20 protein-coding genes are annotated in these 19,770 nt (G+C 64.1%); 8 read left to right on the forward strand and 12 right to left on the reverse strand.

The window, feature by feature from the left end:
• Positions 1-14 precede the first annotated feature (14 nt).
• Both envZ and ompR read right to left on the reverse strand, forming a co-directional pair.
• Positions 15-1,325 (reverse strand): two-component system sensor histidine kinase EnvZ, encoded by a 1,311-nt coding sequence (gene envZ, locus WIR04_RS19505; RefSeq protein WP_025325383.1) that lies wholly within the window; start codon positions 1,323-1,325, stop codon positions 15-17.
• Positions 1,322-2,041, reverse strand: a complete 720-nt coding sequence (gene ompR, locus WIR04_RS19510; RefSeq protein WP_111911588.1) for a two-component system response regulator OmpR — start codon at positions 2,039-2,041, stop codon at positions 1,322-1,324. The genes envZ and ompR overlap by 4 nt, the downstream gene beginning before the upstream one ends.
• A gap of 225 nt (positions 2,042-2,266) precedes the next feature.
• On the opposite strand from ompR, the gene greB reads away from it, so the two are divergent.
• Positions 2,267-2,740 carry a transcription elongation factor GreB gene (greB, locus tag WIR04_RS19515; protein WP_111911590.1) on the forward strand — a complete coding sequence of 158 codons (474 nt, stop codon included), beginning with the start codon at positions 2,267-2,269 and terminating at the stop codon, positions 2,738-2,740.
• Positions 2,741-2,978: 238 nt separating this feature from the next.
• A complete protein-coding gene (locus tag WIR04_RS19520; RefSeq protein WP_338889124.1) occupies positions 2,979-5,291 on the forward strand; it encodes a Tex family protein in 2,313 nt (770 codons plus the stop codon).
• Positions 5,292-5,367: 76 nt separating this feature from the next.
• On the opposite strand, the gene WIR04_RS19525 is transcribed toward WIR04_RS19520, so the two are convergent.
• The 3 genes from WIR04_RS19525 to bioH form a co-directional block, all read right to left on the reverse strand.
• The gene (locus tag WIR04_RS19525; RefSeq protein ID WP_338889127.1) at positions 5,368-6,129 is read right to left on the reverse strand and encodes a putative metalloprotease CJM1_0395 family protein; all 762 of its coding nucleotides are present in this window, start codon (positions 6,127-6,129) and stop codon (positions 5,368-5,370) included.
• 1 nt (position 6,130) lies between these two features.
• Entirely contained in the window at positions 6,131-6,364 is a 234-nt protein-coding gene (locus WIR04_RS19530) for a flagellar biosynthesis protein FlgE (protein ID WP_106885237.1), read from the reverse strand.
• A 71-nt stretch (positions 6,365-6,435) separates the two neighbouring features.
• Positions 6,436-7,200, reverse strand: coding sequence for a pimeloyl-ACP methyl ester esterase BioH (gene bioH, locus WIR04_RS19535; RefSeq protein ID WP_338889130.1), 765 nt, complete (start codon positions 7,198-7,200; stop codon positions 6,436-6,438).
• Between the two features lie 38 nt (positions 7,201-7,238).
• Between bioH and WIR04_RS19540 the strand changes: the two genes are divergently transcribed.
• Both WIR04_RS19540 and nfuA read left to right on the forward strand, forming a co-directional pair.
• Positions 7,239-7,967 (forward strand): ComF family protein, encoded by a 729-nt coding sequence (locus tag WIR04_RS19540; protein WP_338889132.1) that lies wholly within the window; start codon positions 7,239-7,241, stop codon positions 7,965-7,967.
• Between the two features lie 159 nt (positions 7,968-8,126).
• Positions 8,127-8,705 (forward strand): Fe-S biogenesis protein NfuA, encoded by a 579-nt coding sequence (gene nfuA / locus WIR04_RS19545; protein WP_338889134.1) that lies wholly within the window; start codon positions 8,127-8,129, stop codon positions 8,703-8,705.
• Between the two features lie 67 nt (positions 8,706-8,772).
• Here nfuA and gpsA read toward each other — a convergent pair whose 3' ends face one another.
• Genes gpsA through WIR04_RS19560 form a run of 3 tightly spaced genes read right to left on the reverse strand, consistent with a single transcriptional unit; the run spans position 8,773 to position 10,729 of the window.
• A complete protein-coding gene (gpsA, locus tag WIR04_RS19550; protein ID WP_025325374.1) occupies positions 8,773-9,777 on the reverse strand; it encodes an NAD(P)H-dependent glycerol-3-phosphate dehydrogenase in 1,005 nt (334 codons plus the stop codon).
• Between the two features lie 2 nt (positions 9,778-9,779).
• Positions 9,780-10,250, reverse strand: a complete 471-nt coding sequence (gene secB / locus WIR04_RS19555; RefSeq protein WP_005328525.1) for a protein-export chaperone SecB — start codon at positions 10,248-10,250, stop codon at positions 9,780-9,782.
• Positions 10,251-10,297: 47 nt separating this feature from the next.
• A complete protein-coding gene (locus WIR04_RS19560; protein WP_338889140.1) occupies positions 10,298-10,729 on the reverse strand; it encodes a rhodanese-like domain-containing protein in 432 nt (143 codons plus the stop codon).
• A gap of 337 nt (positions 10,730-11,066) precedes the next feature.
• On the opposite strand from WIR04_RS19560, the gene gpmM reads away from it, so the two are divergent.
• Complete coding sequence (gene gpmM, locus WIR04_RS19565) at positions 11,067-12,596, forward strand: 2,3-bisphosphoglycerate-independent phosphoglycerate mutase (RefSeq protein ID WP_338889142.1); 1,530 nt, start codon at positions 11,067-11,069, stop codon at positions 12,594-12,596.
• Between the two features lie 9 nt (positions 12,597-12,605).
• A complete protein-coding gene (locus tag WIR04_RS19570) occupies positions 12,606-14,009 on the forward strand; it encodes a peptidoglycan DD-metalloendopeptidase family protein (RefSeq protein WP_338889144.1) in 1,404 nt (467 codons plus the stop codon).
• A 188-nt stretch (positions 14,010-14,197) separates the two neighbouring features.
• Here the strand turns inward: WIR04_RS19570 and WIR04_RS19575 are convergent, their stop codons facing one another.
• Positions 14,198-14,848, reverse strand: coding sequence for a Qnr family pentapeptide repeat protein (locus tag WIR04_RS19575; RefSeq protein ID WP_338889146.1), 651 nt, complete (start codon positions 14,846-14,848; stop codon positions 14,198-14,200).
• A gap of 89 nt (positions 14,849-14,937) precedes the next feature.
• Between WIR04_RS19575 and WIR04_RS19580 the strand changes: the two genes are divergently transcribed.
• Together WIR04_RS19580 and WIR04_RS19585 are read left to right on the forward strand one after the other, a co-directional pair.
• Positions 14,938-15,945, forward strand: a complete 1,008-nt coding sequence (locus WIR04_RS19580; RefSeq protein WP_025325369.1) for a substrate-binding domain-containing protein — start codon at positions 14,938-14,940, stop codon at positions 15,943-15,945.
• Positions 15,946-16,074: 129 nt separating this feature from the next.
• Positions 16,075-16,464 (forward strand): nuclear transport factor 2 family protein, encoded by a 390-nt coding sequence (locus tag WIR04_RS19585; protein ID WP_338889149.1) that lies wholly within the window; start codon positions 16,075-16,077, stop codon positions 16,462-16,464.
• Here WIR04_RS19585 and WIR04_RS19590 read toward each other — a convergent pair.
• The 3 genes from WIR04_RS19590 to edd form a co-directional block, all read right to left on the reverse strand.
• On the reverse strand, positions 16,453-17,145 hold the full coding sequence (locus WIR04_RS19590) for an AraC family transcriptional regulator (RefSeq protein WP_338889151.1): 693 nt from the start codon (positions 17,143-17,145) through the stop codon (positions 16,453-16,455). The genes WIR04_RS19585 and WIR04_RS19590 overlap by 12 nt on opposite strands.
• A 140-nt stretch (positions 17,146-17,285) precedes the next feature.
• Complete coding sequence (locus WIR04_RS19595) at positions 17,286-17,927, reverse strand: bifunctional 4-hydroxy-2-oxoglutarate aldolase/2-dehydro-3-deoxy-phosphogluconate aldolase (RefSeq protein WP_338889154.1); 642 nt, start codon at positions 17,925-17,927, stop codon at positions 17,286-17,288.
• Between the two features lie 9 nt (positions 17,928-17,936).
• Positions 17,937-19,733, reverse strand: coding sequence for a phosphogluconate dehydratase (gene edd / locus WIR04_RS19600; RefSeq protein WP_338889157.1), 1,797 nt, complete (start codon positions 19,731-19,733; stop codon positions 17,937-17,939).
• Positions 19,734-19,770: the final 37 nt, after the last annotated feature.

Below are 19,770 nucleotides of genomic sequence, written 5' to 3' on the forward strand. Positions count from 1 at the left end.
GATGCGCCCTTCGTTCAATCCATCCACTCCAGCGGCTGGTGCTTGGGTAACCGGATCTCCACCAGCAAGCCCCCCAGATCAGAGCGGCCCAGCCGGATGGTGCCGTGGTGCTGGGACACTATCTTGGCGACTATGGCCAGCCCCAGGCCACTGCCACCGCCGGTGCGCGCCAGATTGCCCTGGGTAAAGGGCTTGAGCACCCGGGAGTAGTCCTGCTCCGCAATCCCGGGGCCATTGTCGGAGAGCCGCAACCTGACCCAGTGACCATCGTCCTTCAGCTCGGCCTGCAACCGGGTCGCGCCGTAGCGCAGCGCATTGCCCGAGAGGTTGTTGAGGATGCGGCGAATGCTGATGGGATGGCAGGCCACTCGCACCGCCTGCTCCGGCAGGAGCAGCTCCACCTCCAGCCCCTGATCGGTCTGCATCAGCAGCGCATCGTGGATGAGCTGGGTCAGGTCGATCGGATGGGCATCCAGCCCCTCGTTCGGGCGTATGTAGTCGATGAACTGATCTATGATGCCGTTGGACTCGTCGATGTCCGCATTGATGCTCTCCTTGAGGTACTCATCCCCGGAGGACATCATCTCGGTCGCCAGCCGGATGCGGGTCAGGGGCGTGCGCAGATCATGGGAGACCCCGGCCATCATCAGGTTACGCTCTTCGATGAGGCCCTTGATGGAGTGCGACATGTGGTTGAAGGTGCGAGTCAGGCGACGTACCTCCCGCGAGCCGTGCTCCCCCAGGGCATCGGGGAACTGGCCCCGCGCCACGGCCACGGCCCCCGCCTCCAGATCTTCCAGCGGTCGCACCAGCTGGCGGGCAAAGCGCCAAGCCGCAAACAGGGTCACCACCAGCAGCACGCTCATGTAGATGATGAGAGGCTCGATGTCGTCATCCTCGATCTCGGTCAGGGGGATGCGCACCCACATCTGGCTGGCCTGGGGCGGCTGGATCCAGATGATGTAGTGGTCCTGGATCTCGACCCTGACCCTGGTTTCCCCCTTCAGCTCCCGGCTGATGTTCTCCTCCAGATAGGGGTAGGGCTTGGACTCCTTGAGTCCGTGCTGCTCCGCCTCGCTCTGGGTGTAGATGTCGCTGCCCGTGGTCACATAGACCAGCGCCTCGGCATCCTCGCTCAGCGCCAGCTGGTTGCTGTCGGCAGGGAAGATGAGCTTGACCTGATTGGCCAGCAGGTGGCTGATCTGCTTGACGGTGGGCGCCAGCAGATAGTTGTAGAAGGTGGCGTAGGAGACCACCTGATAGACCACCAGCACGGCGGCCAGGAACCAGAGCATGCGGGAGAACATGCTGCCCACTTTTTTCATTCCCCGTCACCGTCCGGCACGAAGACATAGCCCAGGCCCCACACCGTCTGCAGGTAACGGGGCTGGGCCGGGTCCTGCTCCAGCAGGCGGCGCAGGCGGGAGACCTGCACATCTATGCTGCGCTCTGTGGCTGTGTATTCCCGGCCCCGGGCCAGGTTCATCAGCTTGTCCCGGGAGAGCGGCTCGCGAGGGTGGCTCACCAATACCTTGAGGACGGCAAACTCGCCGCTGGTCAGGGCAACCGGGTCTCCGTCACGGCTCAGCTCGCGGGTCGCCAGGTTGAGTTGATAGGCGCCAAAGCTCACCATCTTCTCGGCGGTAGAAGGTGCGCCGGGCAGCTCGACGGTATGGCGGCGCAACACGGCGCGGATCCGGGCCAGCAACTCACGGGGATTGAACGGCTTGGGCAGATAGTCATCCGCCCCCATCTCCAGACCGACGATGCGATCCACTTCGTCCCCCTTGGCGGTGAGCATCAGCACCGGGATCTGGTTGCCCGCCTCTCGCAGGCGGCGGCAGATGGAGAGTCCGTCCTCCCCCGGCAGCATCAGGTCGAGTACCATCAGGCTGAAGTTCTCGCGGGTCAGCAGGCGATCAGCCTGCTCTCCATTGGCAACGCCCCGCACCACAAATCCCTGTTCGGTGAGGTAACGCTCCAGCAGGGAGCGTAGTTTCAGGTCGTCGTCGACCACCAGGACCTTGTATTGCTGACTCATTGCCGCCTCTCCTCTCTGTCTCCTCCCAATACTAGGGCCCGCTCTGGCAACCACAAAGCATAAATATGTTACCGGTTATTACCCTTGGCCGGGGGAAAGCAGAGATGGAACGACGCCAAACGGAGCTCTTGTCATGCATTTCTGCTCGACACTCGGACGCCAATGGCTAAGATCCCGAGCAAGACGACGCAACCCACCATGCAGGCAGCAGGGACTGATAAGCCCATGAAAACCAAACTCATCACCCGTGAAGGCTACAACCAGCTCCGGCAGGAACACGACACCCTGTGGCGCGAGGAGAGACCCGAGGTCACCAAGAAGGTAGCCTGGGCGGCGAGCCTCGGGGATCGCAGCGAGAACGCCGACTACCAATACAACAAGAAGCGGCTGCGGGAGATAGACCGCCGGGTCCGCTACCTGCGCAAGTGTCTGGAGGAGCTGACCATAGTCGATTACTCCCCCTCCCAGGAGGGCAAGGTGTTTTTCGGTGCCTGGGTCGAGGTGGAGAGTGAAGAGGGAGAGACCAAGCGCTTTCGCATCGTCGGCTATGACGAGATCTTCGGTCGCAAGGATTACATCTCCATCGACTCCCCCATGGCCCGCGCCCTGCTCAAGAAAGAGGTCGGCGACGAGGCCATAGTGCGCACGCCAGTGGGTGACGCCTGCTGGTATGTCAACGACATCAACTACCCCAAGTGACCCTGCCGGGGGAAAAAGGGCCCACCTGCCCCCGCGGGGTCAGGCTGGCGCCCTTGCCCGGGGTGGCATCCCCGGCGTCGACCTCATATAGTGCTCACACCCGGCGCCGCAAGGCGCACACCGGCCCGCGCTGCAGTGGCTTGGCTGGTACCTTGAGTACCCGCCAAGGCAGACCCCCTGCACGGCGACATAGCCCCGCGCGGGCCTGTTGACCAGGACCCGACCACAGAGACCCCAGATGCACAGCCATGTAATTGAGAGACAGATTGCCGGTGAGCTGAATGCCCGCCCGGAGCAGGTGCAGGCCGCAGTGCGCCTGCTGGATGAAGGCTCGACCGTGCCCTTTATCGCCCGTTACCGTAAAGAGGTGACCGGCGGTCTGGACGACAGCCAACTACGTACTCTGGAGAGCCGCCTAGGCTATCTGCGTGAACTGGAAGATCGCCGCCAGGTGATCATTCGCTCCATCGAGGAACAGGGCAAGCTGACCCCCGAGCTGGCGCGCGAGCTGAACGGTGCCGACAGCAAGACCCGGCTCGAAGATCTCTATCTCCCCTACAAGCCCAAACGTCGCACCAAGGGGCAGATGGCCATAGAAGCGGGGCTGGAGCCGCTGGCCAATCTTCTGCTCACCGACCCCATGCAGGATCCCGAGCAGGCGGCAGTCCGCTTCCTCAATGCCGAGCAGGGAATAAACGACAGCAAGGCCGCCCTCGATGGCGCCCGTTATATCCTGATGGAGCGCTTCGCCGAACAGGCCGATCTGCTGGAGAAGCTGCGGGACTATCTGTGGCAGAACGCCACCCTGCGCGCCCGCGTGGTGGCAGGCAAGGAGCAGGAAGGGGCCAAGTTCAAGGACTACTTCGAGCACGACGAGCCCCTGCACAAGGCCCCCTCCCACCGGGTGCTGGCCATGCTGCGCGGCCGCAACGAGGGGATCCTCAACCTGGCGCTGGTCACCGGTGACGATGAGAGTGCCAGCCCCTGCGAAGGGATCATCGCCCATCACCTCAAGCTCAATCTGCAGAGCCGCCCGGCTGACAAGTGGCTGCAAGGGGTGGTGAGCTGGACCTGGAAGATCAAGCTGTCGCTTCAGATGGAGACCGAGCTGATCGGCCGCATCCGCGAGTCGGCAGAGGACGAGGCAATCAAGGTGTTCGCCATGAACCTCAAGGATCTGCTGATGGCGGCGCCGGCCGGCATGCGTTGCACCATGGGGCTGGATCCGGGCATCCGCACCGGGGTCAAGGTAGCCGTGGTGGATGCCACCGGCAAGCTGGTCGATCACGCCACCATCTATCCGTTCGAACCCAAGCGCCAGGTTGATCAGAGCCTCAAGACCCTGAGCGAGCTGTGCCAGAAGCACAAGGTCGAGCTCATCAGCATCGGCAACGGCACCGCCTCCCGGGAGACCGACCGCCTGGTGAGCGACCTGTTCGAGCGCTACCCCGCCGCCAAGGCGCAGAAGATAGTTGTGAGCGAAGCGGGGGCCTCGGTCTACTCCGCCTCCGAGCTCGCCTCTCAGGAGTTCCCGGATCTCGATGTCTCCATTCGTGGTGCCGCCTCCATCGCCCGTCGCCTTCAGGACCCCTTGGCCGAGCTAGTCAAGATCGATCCCAAGAGCATCGGTGTGGGCCAATACCAGCACGACGTTGGCCAGAGCCAGCTGGCGCGCCGACTGGATGCCGTGGTCGAGGACTGCGTGAACGCGGTCGGCGTGGATGTGAATACCGCTTCGGTCGCCCTGCTCAACCGGGTTTCCGGCCTCTCCCAGACCCTGGCCCAGAACATCGTCGCCTATCGGGATGAAAACGGCGCCTTCAAGAGCCGCCAGCAGCTGCTGAAGGTGAGCCGACTCGGTCCCAAGGCGTTCGAGCAGTGCGCCGGCTTCCTGCGCATTCGCGGGGGCAGCAATCCGCTGGACGGTTCGGCGGTGCACCCGGAGTCCTATCCAGTGGTGGAGCGGATCCTCGCCCAGCTGGAACAGACCGTGGACAGCCTGCTCGGCAACAGCAGCCTGCTGCGCAGCCTGAAACCGGCCGACTACACGGACGAGCAATTCGGCGTCCCCACCGTCACCGACATCATCGGCGAGCTGGACAAGCCGGGCCGGGACCCACGCCCCGAGTTCAAGACCGCCACCTTCAGGGACGGGGTGGAGAAGATAAGCGACCTGGTGCCCGAGATGGTGCTGGAAGGTGTGGTCACCAACGTCACCAACTTCGGCGCCTTCGTCGACATCGGCGTCCATCAGGATGGGCTGGTGCACATCTCCTCCCTGACCGATCGCTTCGTCAAGGATCCCCGCGAGGTGGTCAAGGCGGGGGACATAGTGCGAGTCAAGGTGCTGGAAGTGGACGCCCCGCGCAAGCGGATCAGCCTGACCATGCGCCTCGACGAGAAAGCGGGACAACCCGCCCGCAAGCAGGCGGAATCCCGCCCATCGGGTGCAGGCAACGCCAGGCCCAGGCAGGAAGCGAAACAGGGCGCCCCTGCCGGGGGTGCCATGGGCAACGCCTTCGCCGCCGCCCTCTCCAAGATGAAGAAGTGATTGCCCTGAAATGACAAAAGCCCCGCTAGGGGCTTTTTTTCATCTGTTCGAAACGCCTGCGCCAACCCTGGCTCGCTCAGATGTCCTGGCTGAAGGTCTGACGAGGGGCGGGCCTGACGGCCTGCTGGTAGTGCTGGGCTATCACCTGATTGCGCCTGTCCATATAGGCGCCGAGCGGCCCGATTGAAGCGCCTCTGACCTCCATCAGCTCCTTGCGGGCCTGGGCCTCTTTGGCGGTGGCGGCGCGGGCCACGCTCAGATCCTGTGACGAGGGTTCTGCCGGTGCCAGGGCGGCGGCACGCACCTGCTGCATCTTGGCGAGAGTGGCAGCCGGGTCGCCCGGGATGGCGCCGATGTCGATGGCCACCTCACCCCCGGTGGCGTAACGCTTGCCATCCGGCCCCTGGGAAAACTGGTAGCTGGGGCTGCCCGCATGCTCGCCGCCTGCCGTCTGGTGCGCCTGCTCGTGCTTGCGTACCTCGAGATCCCGCTCAACCAGCGCGGCCAGCTGGCGCTGCTGCCTCTGTTGCTCCTGCTGTTCGGGATCCTGCTGCTGCCGGCGCTGGCTCTCCTCCCCGGTTGCCTCGACAAAACGATGTGCCACCGTCGCAGGGGCAGCCTGACCACTCTCTTTCGTCGAGGGCGCGGATGCAGCGGGATTGGCCTGGGCGGCCCGGGATCTCTCTTTCTGGGAACCAACGCCGGACTCGGCATTGGACGCCTCGCTCTGGCGGCTGGGGGGAACCAGCTCAGCACGGCGGTTGTCAGTCTGCGCCGATTCAGTCTGCGGTTGCAGCTGATTGGGGATCAGGGGCGGCAGGCTGACGTTGATGTTCATCTCACACCCTGATGTCGATCAGGGTGCCCAGCATGTCGCTGGCGGTCTGGATCACCTTGGCGGAGGCGCCGGCATGCAGCTCGGCCACCTTGAGATTGACCAGCTCGTCCGTCACCTGTACCTGGTCGCCCGCCGGGGTGTTGAGGCGGGCGAGCTGCCCGGATGCCTGACCGGCCAGTTGCTCGGCCCGCTGGAATCCCTGTACGCCCGTGGTCATGGCAGAATCGATACGCATCGGCTCACTCCTTTCATGGTTGGCTAATTATCCACCACCTAGAGGCGTTATTGAAGCATGTCGCTCAAGGATCAGCCAATGAACTGTCGCAACAGGGTGATGAAAGGCTCTGGATGGGAGATGAAGGGGGCGTGGGAGGCCTTCTCCAGCACCAGGCTGCGGCTCGCAGGATAGCGCTCGTCCAGCAGCGGTATGGCCGCCTTGGGCACCAGGGAATCCAGCCTGCCATAGATGCGCAGCCAGGGCAGATCCAGGCCGACCAGCGCATCCCGCAGATCCACGTCGGCCAGCAGGCCGAGCCCCGCCTCCAGCGCGGCAAGCTGGGGGGCCGGACGCTCCGCCAGCCAGTGGCGCAACTGGCGAATGTCGTTTCTGGCATGCTCGCTGCCCATGGCCTGGATCGCCAGGAAGCGCTCTATGGTCTGCATGAAGTCCCCCGCCAGCATCTGGTTGAACCCCGCCAGTACCTTGGGGGCTATGCCGGGCCAGTCTTCACGGGCCATGAAGCAGGGGGAGCTGGCGACAGTAATGAGGGAGTGGAGGCGCTCGGGCCGGGTCAGGGCCAGCTGGCTCGCCACCAGACCGCCGAGAGACCAGCCTAGCAGATGGCATTTCTCCGGCAGGACTGCGGCAACCTGCTCCGCCAGCCAGGGCAAGGAGTAGCCACTCCCCTCGCCCAGGGGGCTGTTGCCAAACCCGGGCAAGTCCACCAGGTGCAGCCGATAGTGAGCCGCCAACTGCTGGGCAATACCGTGCCAGACAGCGCCATTCATGCCCCAACCATGCAACAACACCAGGTCCTGACCCTGGCCAAACCGCTCAACCGATACGCTCATCTAGACTCAAGATCCCTGTTCATCTACTTGGAGCCTGCATGTTAAAGCGGCTGCTCGCCAAAGCAAGTCCGATCCTCGGCAGCCGGTCCGACTGGCTCGGCCTCTGCCTGCTCTGCCGCCAGCCCTGTGATGACCAGCCTCTGCTGTGCAGCTGGTGTCAGCAGTCACTGCACCAGCCTTGCCGCAAATGCAGGCTGTGCGCGGCCCCCTTGCCAGAGCACCACGAAGGAAACGAGCCGCTGTGCGGACGTTGCCAGCGCAGGCCGCCACCCTGGGAGCGGCTGCAGGTGATAGGCGACTATCTGCTCCCCTACTCCCTGCTCATTCCCCGGCTGAAATACTCGGGTCAGATCCTGCTGGCGCCGCTGCTCGCCCGCCTGCTGGCCGACCATCTGGAGGGAGACGATCCCCCCGAGGCCATCATTCCGGTCCCCTTGCACTGGTGGCGCCAGTGGTGGCGCGGCTTCAATCAGGCGGAAGAGATTGGACTGGCCCTTGGCGCGCTCACCGGCATCCCCTGCGACACCCGGCTGCTGCGCAGGATCAGGGCCACTCCGCAGCAAACCCGGCTCAGTGCCGGCCAGCGGCGGCGGAACCTGCGCGGCGCCTTCCAGATAGCCCCCCACCATTACCGTCACGTGGCGCTGCTCGACGACGTGGTGACCACGGGGGTCACCGCAGGTCAGCTCAGCCGTTTACTCCACAACAGTGGCGTTGAGAAGGTGGATGTGTGGGCACTTTGCCGAACACAGAGACACATCAAATAGCCGGGACGGCATGGATGGGAGGAAAAAGCGGTCTGGCGTCTTGTCATGCGCTTGTTGCGCTAAGGGTCACATCGGGTAGTCATCGACACGCTACCCAAGCCCCGCCAAGAGAGTTATCATGAATACCCTAGTCGTACACTCAGGTTTATGAGGATAGTGATGATCAGCATTTCCGACACCGCCCAGGCCCACTTCCGCAAGTTGCTGGAGAAGCAGCCTGATGGCACCAACATCCGGGTGTTTGTGGTCAATCCGGGAACCCAGAATGCCGAGTGCGGCGTATCCTATTGCCCACCCGACGCGGTCGATCCGGAAGATCAACACCTGCCCTTCAGTGGCTTCGACTGCCTGGTCGATCCCCTGAGCGCCCCTTATCTGGTGGATGCCACCATCGACTTCGTCACCGATCAGATGGGCTCCCAGCTCACCCTCAAGGCGCCCAACGCCAAGATGCGCAAGGTGGCCGACGATGCCCCCCTGGCCGATCGCATCGAATACGTGCTGATGTCAGAGGTGAACCCCATGCTGGCCGGTCACGGTGGCAAGGTGACCTTGATTGACATCACCGAAGACAAGCTGGCGATTTTGCAGTTCGGTGGTGGTTGCAACGGCTGTTCACAGGTGGATTACACCCTGAAAGAGGGGATCGAGAAGCAGCTGCTGGAGAAGTTCCCGGGCGAGCTCAACGGCGTGAAAGATGCCACCGAGCACCAGCGTGGTGATCACTCCTACTATTGATTTGCCCTTGCGGCAAAGAAAAGGCCCCGCCAGCTGGCGGGGCCTTTTGCATTCTGCGGCGGGCAGATTACTCGTCCTTCTTGTCTCGCGACAGCAGGGCGATGGCCGCCTCTTTCGGGTTCTTGCCTTCGTACAGCACCTTGAAGATCTGCTCGCAGATTGGCATCTCGACGCCACAACGGGCCGCCAGCAGATGCACCTCCTTGGTGTTGCGATAGCCTTCCACCACCTGACCGATCTCGGTCATGGCGGTTTCCACCGACTTGCCGGCCCCGAGGGCCAGACCGAAGCGACGGTTGCGGGACTGGTTGTCGGTACAGGTCAGCACCAGATCCCCGAGCCCTGCCATCCCCATGAAGGTCTTGGCATCCGCCCCCAGCGCGGCACCGAGGCGTTGCATCTCCACAAGGCCCCGGGTGATGAGCGCGGTTCTGGCGTTGGCGCCAAAACCCAGGCCGTCGGAGAGACCGGCGCCGATGGCGATGACGTTCTTGACCGCACCGCCCAGCTGCAGACCGATGAAATCCGGATTGGTATAGACCCGGAAAGAGCGGCCGCAGTGCAGCAGTTGCGAGAGATCGTCGGCGAAGTCGTCGTGGGTCGACGCCACCGAGATGGCGGTCGGCAGGCCGGCGGCCAGCTCTCTGGCGAAGGTCGGACCCGAGATCACCGCCAGCGGGATAGTCTCCCCCAGCACGTCACGGGCCACGTCCTGCAGCAGGCGGCCGCTGTCCGGCTCCAGCCCCTTGGTGGCCCAGGCGATACGGGTATCGGGGCGCAGGAAGGGTTTGACCCGGGCCAGTACCTGACCGAACACATGGCTCGGCACCACCAGCAGCAAGACGGGGGCGGCCTGCACCGCCGCTTGCAGATCCGCAGTCAGCTGCAGATCGGCAGGGAAAGGGACATCAGGCAGAAACGCCTTGTTGCAGCGATCTTGTTCCAGCTCGGCGACATGGGCGGGATCGTGACCCCACAGCAGGGTCGGATGGCCGTTGCGCGCCAGAGAAATGGCAAGGGCGGAGCCATAAGACCCCGCCCCCAAGACCGAGATTGCGATCTGGTCGGCCATTATCAGGCTTCCGCAGTCGCCTGCTGGGCCTGAACCTGTGCCATGTGCTGGGCAAACAGGGCGTCGAAGTTGACCGGTGCCAGGTTCAGCTGCGGGAAGGAACCCTTGCTCACCAGGTTGGCCACGGCTTCGCGGGCATAGGGGAACAGGATGTTCGGGCAGAAGGCGGCCAGGCAGTGTGCCAGCTGCGGCTCCGGCAGGTTGCCGATGGTGAAGATACCGGCCTGCTGTACTTCACACAGGAAGGCGGTCTCGGTTTCCAGCTTGCAGGTCACGGTCAGGGTCAGCACGACCTCGTACACGCCGTCAGCCAGGACATTGGTCTTGGTGTCCATGTCCAGCTTGACGTCCGGCTGCCACTCTTTCTGGAAGATGTGCGGAGTATTGGGGGCTTCGAAGGAGACATCCTTGGTGTAGACACGCTGGATGTGGAATTCCGGTTGCACTTCCTGGTTGTTGATTTCGTCAGCCATTTCGTTTGATTCCTTTTTAAGATAATGAGTGGGCGCAGGCCCTTAAATCAGCGTTTTTTGGTCACCGGCAGATTATCTGCACGCCATTGGGCCATGCCACCGCTGAGCACATATACCTGTTTGAAACCGGCTTTGCTCAGTTGGCGACCCGCGCCACCAGCGGTCATCCCCGACTCGCACACCACTATGATGGGGGCATCTTTGTGCTTTTCAACCGGCCCCAGATTGTTCGCCTGGAGCTGGGTGAGGGGCAGGTGATGGGCGCCGGCCAGATGACCCTTGGCAAACTCATCCTGACTGCGAATGTCCACCACAGTGGCATTTTCACGGTTGATCAGCAGGGTGGCGCCGTGATTGTTCACCGCCTTCACCGGAGAAAAACGAGCACGCACAGTGGTATACACCAGGGTGCCTGCCAGGCCCAACCAGGCTGCGGTCAGCAGCGGGTTGCGGGCCGCAAAATCCAAATACTCTTGCATCTTCTACTATCCAGGGACCAAGACAAGGGCCCGAGTATACATGGGGCCCTTGATAAGATCAGCCATCTTGGCGGCAAAGCGAGAGCAAGCTCCCATCAGGGATTGCCCGCTCCCAGACCGGCTTGGGGGCGGGGCTGCTACCCGCCCCGGGAGAGAGGCGCCAGGGGGAGAGCGGAGCACAAAGACAAGCCGGCAACATGCCAAATACAGCCGGATAACAGGTAAAAACAGAGGTGGAAGAGGGACTTGGCTATCAGGTGACTATTTCGGCAGATGTAGTAATATTACGCTAGTTTCACTTCCCGCAATTCATTCCTATCCGAGAGGACATAGTCTTATGTCAACAGCTAAGAAACCTTTGGTTCTGGTCATCATGGACGGTTGGGGCTACAGCACCAAGCAAGAGCACAACGCCGTTGCCGCCGCCAAGACCCCGAACCTGGACCGCCTGGCCCGTGACTACACCAGCACCCTGATCTCCGGCTCCGGCCTGGATGTGGGTCTGCCGGACGGCCAGATGGGCAACTCCGAAGTGGGCCACGTCAACATCGGCGCCGGTCGCATCGTCTATCAAGAGCTGACCCGCATCTCCAAAGACATCCAGGACGGCGACTTCTTCCAGAACGTCGAGCTGGGCAAGGCTGTTGACGCTGCCGTGAGCAAGGGCAAGGCCGTGCACATCATGGGTCTGATGTCCCCGGGTGGCGTACACAGCCACGAAGAGCACATCATGGGCATGATCGAGATGGCCGCCAAGCGTGGCGCCGAGAAGATCTACTTCCACGCCTTCCTGGATGGCCGCGACGTGCCGCCGCGCTCCGCCCAGTCCTCCATCGAGCTGTTCGACGCCCTGTTCGCCCGCCTGGGCAGGGGTCGTTTCGCCTCCATGATCGGCCGTTACTTCGCCATGGACCGTGACAACCGCTGGGATCGCGTGCAGCAGGCCTATGACCTGATGACCCAGGGCAAGGGCGAGTTCACCGCCGACAACGCCACCGACGCCCTGGCTGCCGCCTATGCCCGCGACGAGAACGACGAGTTCGTCAAGGCCACCCGCATCGGCGACGCCGCCCCTATGGAAGATGGCGATGCGCTGATCTTCATGAACTTCCGTGCCGACCGTGCCCGCGAGATCACCCGCGCCTTCGTCGACAGCGACTTCACCGGCTTCGCCCGTGCCGCCACCCCGGCCCTGAACTTCGTGATGCTGACCGAGTACGCGGCCGACATCAAAACCGCCTGCGCCTACCCGCCCACCGCCCTGGTCAACACCCTGGGTGAGTGGCTGGCCAAGCAGGGCAAGACCCAGCTGCGCATCTCCGAGACCGAGAAGTACGCTCATGTCACCTTCTTCTTCAACGGTGGCGAAGAGGCCTGCTTCACCGGCGAAGACCGCGAGATCGTCGCCAGCCCGAAAGTGGCCACCTATGACCTGCAGCCGGAGATGAGCTCCGAAGAGCTGACCGACAAGCTGGTCGGTGCCATCAAGAGCGGCAAGTACGACGTCATCATCTGCAACTACCCGAACGGCGACATGGTTGGCCACACCGGCGTGTTCGATGCGGCCGTCAAGGCCTGCGAAGCCGTTGACCACTGCATCGGTCGCGTCACCGAGGCCCTGGCCGAAGTGGGTGGCGAGTGCCTGATCACCGCCGACCACGGCAACGCCGAGAAGATGCTGGACGAAGAGACCGGTCAGGCCCACACCGCCCACACCAATCTGCCGGTTCCCCTCATCTATTTCGGTCGCAAGGCCGAGGTACTGGAAGGGGGCAAACTGTCCGATCTGGCCCCGACCATGCTCACTCTCATGGGTCTGCCGGTGCCGCCGGAAATGACTGGCAAGCCCCTGATGATTCTGAAATAATCCTGCCCCATGCGGGGATGCGAAGTTATTTCACAGAAAACCAGTCGCGTCGGCCTGTTGGCCGGCGCGCTGTTTTTTTGCCTGATCGGCGGTGCCGGCACGGCCCAGGCTGCGAACCAGCAGCTGGGGGCCATGCAGTCCGAGATCAAGGAACAGCAGAAGACCCTCAAGCTCAGCAAGCAGGAGCTTGCCAAGCTCAACACCCAGCTCAAGGCTGACGAGCAGGCCATCTCGGCCGCCGCCGCCAAGCTGGATCAGACCAGACTGCAACTGAAGCAGAACCAGCAGAAGCTGGCAGCTCTGCAGCAGGACAAGCTGGCGCTGGAACAACAAGCCAAACACCAGAAACAGTTGCTGGCCAAGCAGGCGGAAAGCGCCTTCCAGGCGGGCAACCACGACTACCTCAAACTGCTGCTCAACCAGCAGGATCCGGCCAAGCTGAGCCGCTCTCTCGATTACTACGACTATCTCAACAAGGCCCGCATCGAGGCCATAGACGCCCTGCGCGCCACCCGCAACAAGCTGGCGAAAAACCAGCTGGCCACCAAAGAGACCGAGACCAGGCTGCAGACCCTGCTGAGCGAACAGCAGCAGCATCACCAGAGCCTGCTGGCCAGCCAGCAGAGCCGCGCCAAGGTGCGCAACCAGTTGCAGCAATCGGTGCAAAACGACGAACAGAAGCTCACCAAGCTGGTCAAGGCGGAGAAGGCCCTGAAGGCCCGGCTGGAAGAGCTTCGCCGCCAGCAGGAAGAGAAGGAACGCCGCGAGCGGGCCGAGCGGGAGCGGCTGGCCAAGATCAAGGCCGAGCAGGAACGCCAGCGCCGCCTGGAGGCGCAGCGCCTGGCCGCCGAGCAGAAGCGGATCGCCGAACAGCAACGGATCGCGGCCCAGCAGCAGAAGGCGGGCGAGCAGCAACGGCTCGCCGCCGAGCAGCAGAGAGTCACCGAACAGCAGAACCGGGTGGCGAAGCAACAAGCCGCCGCCCGCAGCAGCAGCACCAAGGCAAGTGGCGGCTACAACGGCCTCAGCACCAACGGCAGCCTGCGCTGGCCGGTACAGGGGCCCATCCTCATCTCCTACGGCTCGCCGCGCACCGCCGAACTGAAGTGGAAGGGCACCCTGATAGGCGCAAGCGAGGGGACCCAGGTCAAGGCGGTGGCGCCTGGTCAGGTGGTCTATGCGGACTGGCTTGACGGCTTCGGCATGCTGCTGGTAATAGACCACGGCCGCGGCTACATGAGCCTCTACGGTCACAACCAGTCGCTGCTGCGTCAGGTGGGTCAGAGCGTGGAGCAGGGCGAACCCGTGGCGCTGGTCGGCGACAGCGGCGGTCAGGAAAGACCCGGCCTCTACTTCGAGATCCGCTATCAGGGCGAGGCCATCAACCCGACCAAGTGGCTGGCCAGACGCTAGGGGTCCGAGCTTTGCCATCGCCCCCTCATCCCCAGCCCTTCTCCCACGAGGGGAGAAGGGAGCAAACGGCGGCATACCCTCACCGCTCCCCCAGCAAAAAGCCTGCATCACGCAGGCTTTTTGCTTTGCGGGGGAAGAGCCGCACCGCCCGTCCTGGTTGATGAAAACTTACATCGTTTTCCCCCGTCTCAGGGGAAGACAAGGATCCCTATCTGCTCCAGCAGGGTCTGCTGCTGCTCCTCGTTTATCTGCACCCCGTCCAGATTGACCCGGCGCAGATCCAGCCCGGGCAGATCGCACTGGCGCAGATCGCAGCCCTGCAGGTTGAAGCTGGTCCAGTCGATCTGCCCAAACTCGGAACCGCTGAGATCGGATCCCGCCAGGGAGGCACCCAGCAGGCTGGCCCCCTGCCAGCGGTTGCCGCCGAGTTCGCACTTCTCCAGCAGGCAGCCGTCGAAGTTGGCGTAGCTGAAGTTGTTTCCCGTAAGATGGGCCTCGCAGAAGTAGCTCTTGGCGGTGATCTGGTTGGCGAAGCTGGCGTGGGCAAAGTTGATGCCCATGGCCTGGCAGTCGCGCATCTCCAGCCCCAGGCACTGGCTGCGGCTAAGATCCGCCAGGGTGAGATCGCAGCGCAGGAAGCTCGCCTCCCGCAAATCGCAGCCCTGCAACAGGCAACCGAGCTCGCGTTCCCGCTCATAGAAGCTGCAATCGATGAAGCGGCTATCGCTCAGATCCAGCCAGGAGAAGTTGCAGTCGACGAAGCGGCACTCCGAGAACTGCTCCCCCTCCACCTCCTGCTGCTCGAACCTTTTCCCCTCGAAGCACTTGCCCTTGATCATCCCCAGCCTCTCCTGTGATGGCGTCATATGCTGACTTTGTTGCGCAAAAACGGTAATGTTACCTGTAACATTCTTTGCCGGATCCCGAGATGAACGACACCCGCAAGCGCCGCCCCACACTGCAGGACATCGCCGACCTGACCGGGGTCACCAAGATGACGGTCAGCCGCTACCTGCGTGACCCGTCCGCCGTGGCCGAAGGCACCCGTGAGCGGATCGCCGCGGCGGTGGAGGAGCTCGGCTACATCCCGAACCGGGCGCCGGACATGCTCTCCAACGCCACCAGCAAGGCGATCGGCATACTGATCCCCTCCCTCTCCAACCAGGTCTTCTCGGCGGTGATCCACGGCATAGAGGCGGTGACCCGTCCCGCCGGCTACCAGACCCTGCTCGCCCACTATGGCTACAGCCCGGAGCGGGAGGAGGAGCAGGTTGCCTCCCTGCTCTCCTACAACGTGGATGGCCTAATCCTCTCGGACACCCAGCACACGGAGCGCACCCGCAAGATGATCGCCACCGCCGGCATTCCAGTGGTGGAGACCATGGATCTGCCGCTCTCCCCCATCGACATGGTGGTCGGCATGGATCACCGCGCCGCCGCCCGGGCCATGGTAACAGAGATGCTGCGCCGGGGACGGCGCAAGGTGGTCTACCTGGGGGCGCGCCTCGATGTGCGTACCCAGCTGCGGATGGAGGGCTACTACCAGGCGATGGCGGACTTCGGCCTGGATGGCCAGCACCTGCTGACCGAACAGGCCTCCAGCTTCACCCTGGGCGGCCAGCTGCTGGAGCAGGCCATGGCCCGCTACCCCGATCTCGACGGCCTGTTCTGCACCAACGACGACGTGGCGGTCGGCGCCCTGTTGCAGTGCCAGGCCAAGTGGATACCCGTGCCCCAGCAGATCGCCATCGCCGGCTGCAACGCCCTCGACATAGGCCACGCCATGACCCCCAAGCTGGCCAGCATCAGCACCCCCCGCGAGGCCATAGGTCGCGAGGCGGCCGCCATGCTGCTGGCCAGGCTCAATGGGCAACCCCAGGCCGAGCACCGCAAGGACATGGGCTTCTCCCTCTATGAGGGGGAGAGCCTGGGCTGATCCCGCCCCTTCACACCCACCAGGCGCCACCTTGGCGCCTGTGACCGCCATGATGGCGCGTCCTCCCGGGATCCCTCCCTGCTCACTGACTTATGCTGGCGCAGCTTGTCCCACATTCAGGAGCAGAAGATGAACAACACCGAAAGATTGAAAACCTGCCTGCAGCGCGTCATCTGCGATCCCGGCTTCACCCTGGCCGAGCTCGACACCTGGTTCAGCCCCGACTATTGCCAGCAGGTGAATGGCGAGACCCTCGACTACGCCGCCTTTCGCCAGCATATTGCCGCCTTGAGAGGCCATCTGGCGGAGGCCACCATCGAGTTTGTCGCCACCCTGGAACTGGGGCAACGGGTACATTCCACCCATCTGGTTCGAGCCACCCGCCAGGATGGCGGTACCCTGGCCTGCAAGGTGAGCGGCCTCTTCACCTTTCGCGATGGCCGGCTCTGCCACACCGAGGAGGTCACCTGCCTGCTGGCGGGGGGCAAGGAGGACGCAGACATAGGCTCAAGGCACTGAGCCCTGGCCCTGCACCCGCGCGAGGGCCGCCGAGAAGGCGTCGGGATCCTCATAGCCGAGGATCCCGGCAATCTGGGAAGGCGCCATCCCCTGGTGCTGCAGCTGACGGGCCCGCCCCATCAGCACCCGCTCCCGCCACTGGCGGAAACTGCACCCCAGCTGCCGGGCAAAGAGGCGATTGAGGGTGCGCACCGAGGCGCCGCAGCCACTGGCCAGCGCCTCCAGCGTCACCTTGATGGAGGGAGCCTGGCACAGCCTCTCCAGCACCCGCAGCAGGCGCGGATCCAGATCTGCGGCCAGGGGGAGCTGCCCCGCCAGCGGGGCGGCGAGTCCCAGCTCGTGGTGAAGTACCCCCAGATAGGCGTCCCGCGTCTCTCCCTCCCCCAGTTCAGGCAGGCGGGCAAAGAGACCCGTCAGCATGGGGCTCACCTGCAGCTGGCTGAAAGTGGTGCATGCCGGTTGCGGGCTGTAGAGCAGCGAGAGCCGGGAGTGGCGCAACACGCGAAACTCGTGTGCCCAGCCGGCGGGGATGAGGCAGAGCTGGCCGGCCACCAGCAAGCCGCCCCCATCGTGACCTGTGATGACGCCGCCCCCCTGGTGCAGATAGCAGTATTGGGCCTGGGGGTGGCTGTGCAGGGCGGTGAGGTGCCCCAGCGGGTAGGAGTGATGAAGAAAGCTCATAGGGGGCGGCAATCTGAGGAACCGACCCCGACCTTAAGACAGCCGGCGGCTCAATGTAAATGGCTTTCCGGTCTCCCTGAGCCGGAAAAACAGCAGGCCACCCAAGGGTGGCCTGTTCAATTTTTCTAAACGATGTTCGCTTAGCGTTTAACCATTTCAACCGCTTCGCGGGAGAGGCGGGTCACCTCCTCCCAGTTGCCGCTCTTGACCGCATCGGCGGGCAGCATCCAGGAGCCGCCGACCGTGGCCACGCACTTGAGCGCCAGATAGTCGGCCACGTTCTTCGGGCCTATGCCGCCGGTGGGGCAGAATTTCACCTGGGGCAGGGGCGCAGCAATGGCGGAGAGCGCCTTGGTGCCACCGTTGGCCTCGGCCGGGAAGAACTTCAGGTGGTCGTAGCCCGCTTCCAGCGCCTGCATCACCTCGGACGGTGTCGCCACCCCCGGGATCAGCGGCGCCGTGCTCTTGGCCGCGTGGGCCAGCAGGGCCGGGGTCATCCCCGGGGAGATGACGAAGCGGGCACCGGCGGAGACGGCGGCGTCAAACTGCGCGCAGTTGAGCACTGTACCGGCACCGACCATGGCATCCGGCATCGCCTTGGCGATCAGGGCGATGGCATCGAGCGCCACCGGGGTGCGCAGGGTGATCTCGAACACCGAGATGCCGCCATCCAGCAACGCCTTGGCCATCGGCAGGGCCTGCTCCAGGTCGTTGATGACCATCACGGGTACCAGGGGGGAGGCGGCAAACACCTCGGCAGGGGTCACTTTCCAGTTCTGCATAGCTCTTCCTCAGTCAAAGATGGTGGCGCCGCACTCGGCGCTCGATACCGCGCGACGCATCACGCTGAACAGTTCACGGCCCCACCCCTCTTGTTCCAGGGTGAGGTCGATGTCGGCCTGGGTGCGGCCGCTCAAATCGGTCAGGCAGTCGAGGCGGCCGCTGTCGGCGTCCACCCGCAGCAGATCGCCATCCCGCAACAGGCCTATGGCCCCGCCGTGCAGCGCTTCCGGGGTGACGTGGATGGCTGCCGGGATCTTGCCGGAGGCACCGGAGAGGCGACCATCGGTGACCAGCGCCACCTTGTGACCGGCCTTCTGCAGGTTGCCGAGCACCGGCATCAACTTGTGCAGCTCCGGCATGCCGTTGGCGGCAGGGCCATTGTGGCGCACTACTATGACGGCGTCCTGATTGAGCTCGCCGGCCTTGTAGGCCGCCTCCACAGCATGCTGGGAGGAGAAGACCCGGGCCGGTGCTTCAATCACCCTGTATTCGGGGGCAACGGCAGAGACCTTGACCACGGCGCGGCCCAGGTTGCCACTGAGCAGCTTGGTGCCGCCGGTGGCCTGGAACACGCTGCCAGCGACGGACAACACGCTCGGATCCGTGCTCTCCCCCACCGGCTGCCACACCAGCTTGCCATCCACCAGCGCGGGGCGGCTCAGGTAATCCTGCATCTCGCCAAACACCGGGGTGGCATCCAGGTGGATCAGGTCCGCCTCGGCAAGGCGGCGCATCAGGCCGGGCACGGCGCCCGCCTGCTCGAAGGCGTTCACGTCCGCCGGGCCGTTCGGGTACATGCGCACCAGCAGCGGCACCACGTCGGAGAGATCGCTCAAGTCGTCCCAGGTCAGCTCCAGGCCGGCGGCGCGGGCCAGCGCCACCATGTGGATGCTGTGGTTGGTGCTGCCGCCGGAGGCGAGCAGGGCCACCAGGCCGTTGACCAGGGCGCGCTCGTCCAGCACCTGGCTCAAGGGGCGGTAGGCCGGGGAGCCCGGGATCATGGCGCTGATGCGGCGGGCCGCCTCGCACGTGAGGGCCTGGCGCAGTTCGCTGTGGGGGTGCACGAAGGCGGAGCCCGGCAGCATCAGGCCCATGGCCTCGAACACCAGCTGGTTGGTGTTGGCGGTGCCGTAGAAGGTGCAGGTGCCGGCCGAATGGTAGGCGCCGCACTCCATCTTCAGCAGGGCATCGCGGCCCACTTCACCGGCGGCATACTGCTGGCGCACCTTCACCTTCTCGTCGTTGCCTATGCCGCTCGCCATAGGGCCGGCGGGCACGAAGGCGGTGGGCAGGTGAGCATGAGAGAGGGCCCCCATGATCTGGCCCGGGGCTATCTTGTCACAGATGCCGAGCAGCAGGGTGGCGTCGAAGGTGTTGTGGGAGAGAGAAACCGCGGTGGCCTGGGCGATGAGATCCCGGGAGAACAGGGACATGTCCATCCCCGGCTGGCCCTGGGTCACGCCGTCGCACATGGCGGGCACACCGCCAGCCACCTGGGCGCTGTGGCCCAGCTCGGCCAGCGCACCCTTGATGATGTACGGATAGCCCTGATAGGGCTGATGGGCGCTCAGCATGTCGTTGTAGGCGGTGACGATGGCCACGTTGGCGCGGGTCATGTCGAGGATGCGTCCCTTGTCATCACAGCTGGAGGCGGCCACGGCGTGGGCCAGGTTGCCACAGGAGAGGGAGGCACGGGTCTTGCCCTGCTCGGTCTGACGCTGGATGCGGGCCAGGAAGGCCTGGCGGCGGGCGACACTGCGCTCGCGGATGCGGTTGGTTACTTCGGTGATCACGGGATGGGTCATAGGATTGTCTCCAACACGGAAATACGGACGCGATCGA

The sequence above is a fragment of the Aeromonas rivipollensis genome, assembly GCF_037811135.1.
Taxonomy (GTDB): Bacteria; Pseudomonadota; Gammaproteobacteria; order Enterobacterales; family Aeromonadaceae; genus Aeromonas; species Aeromonas rivipollensis.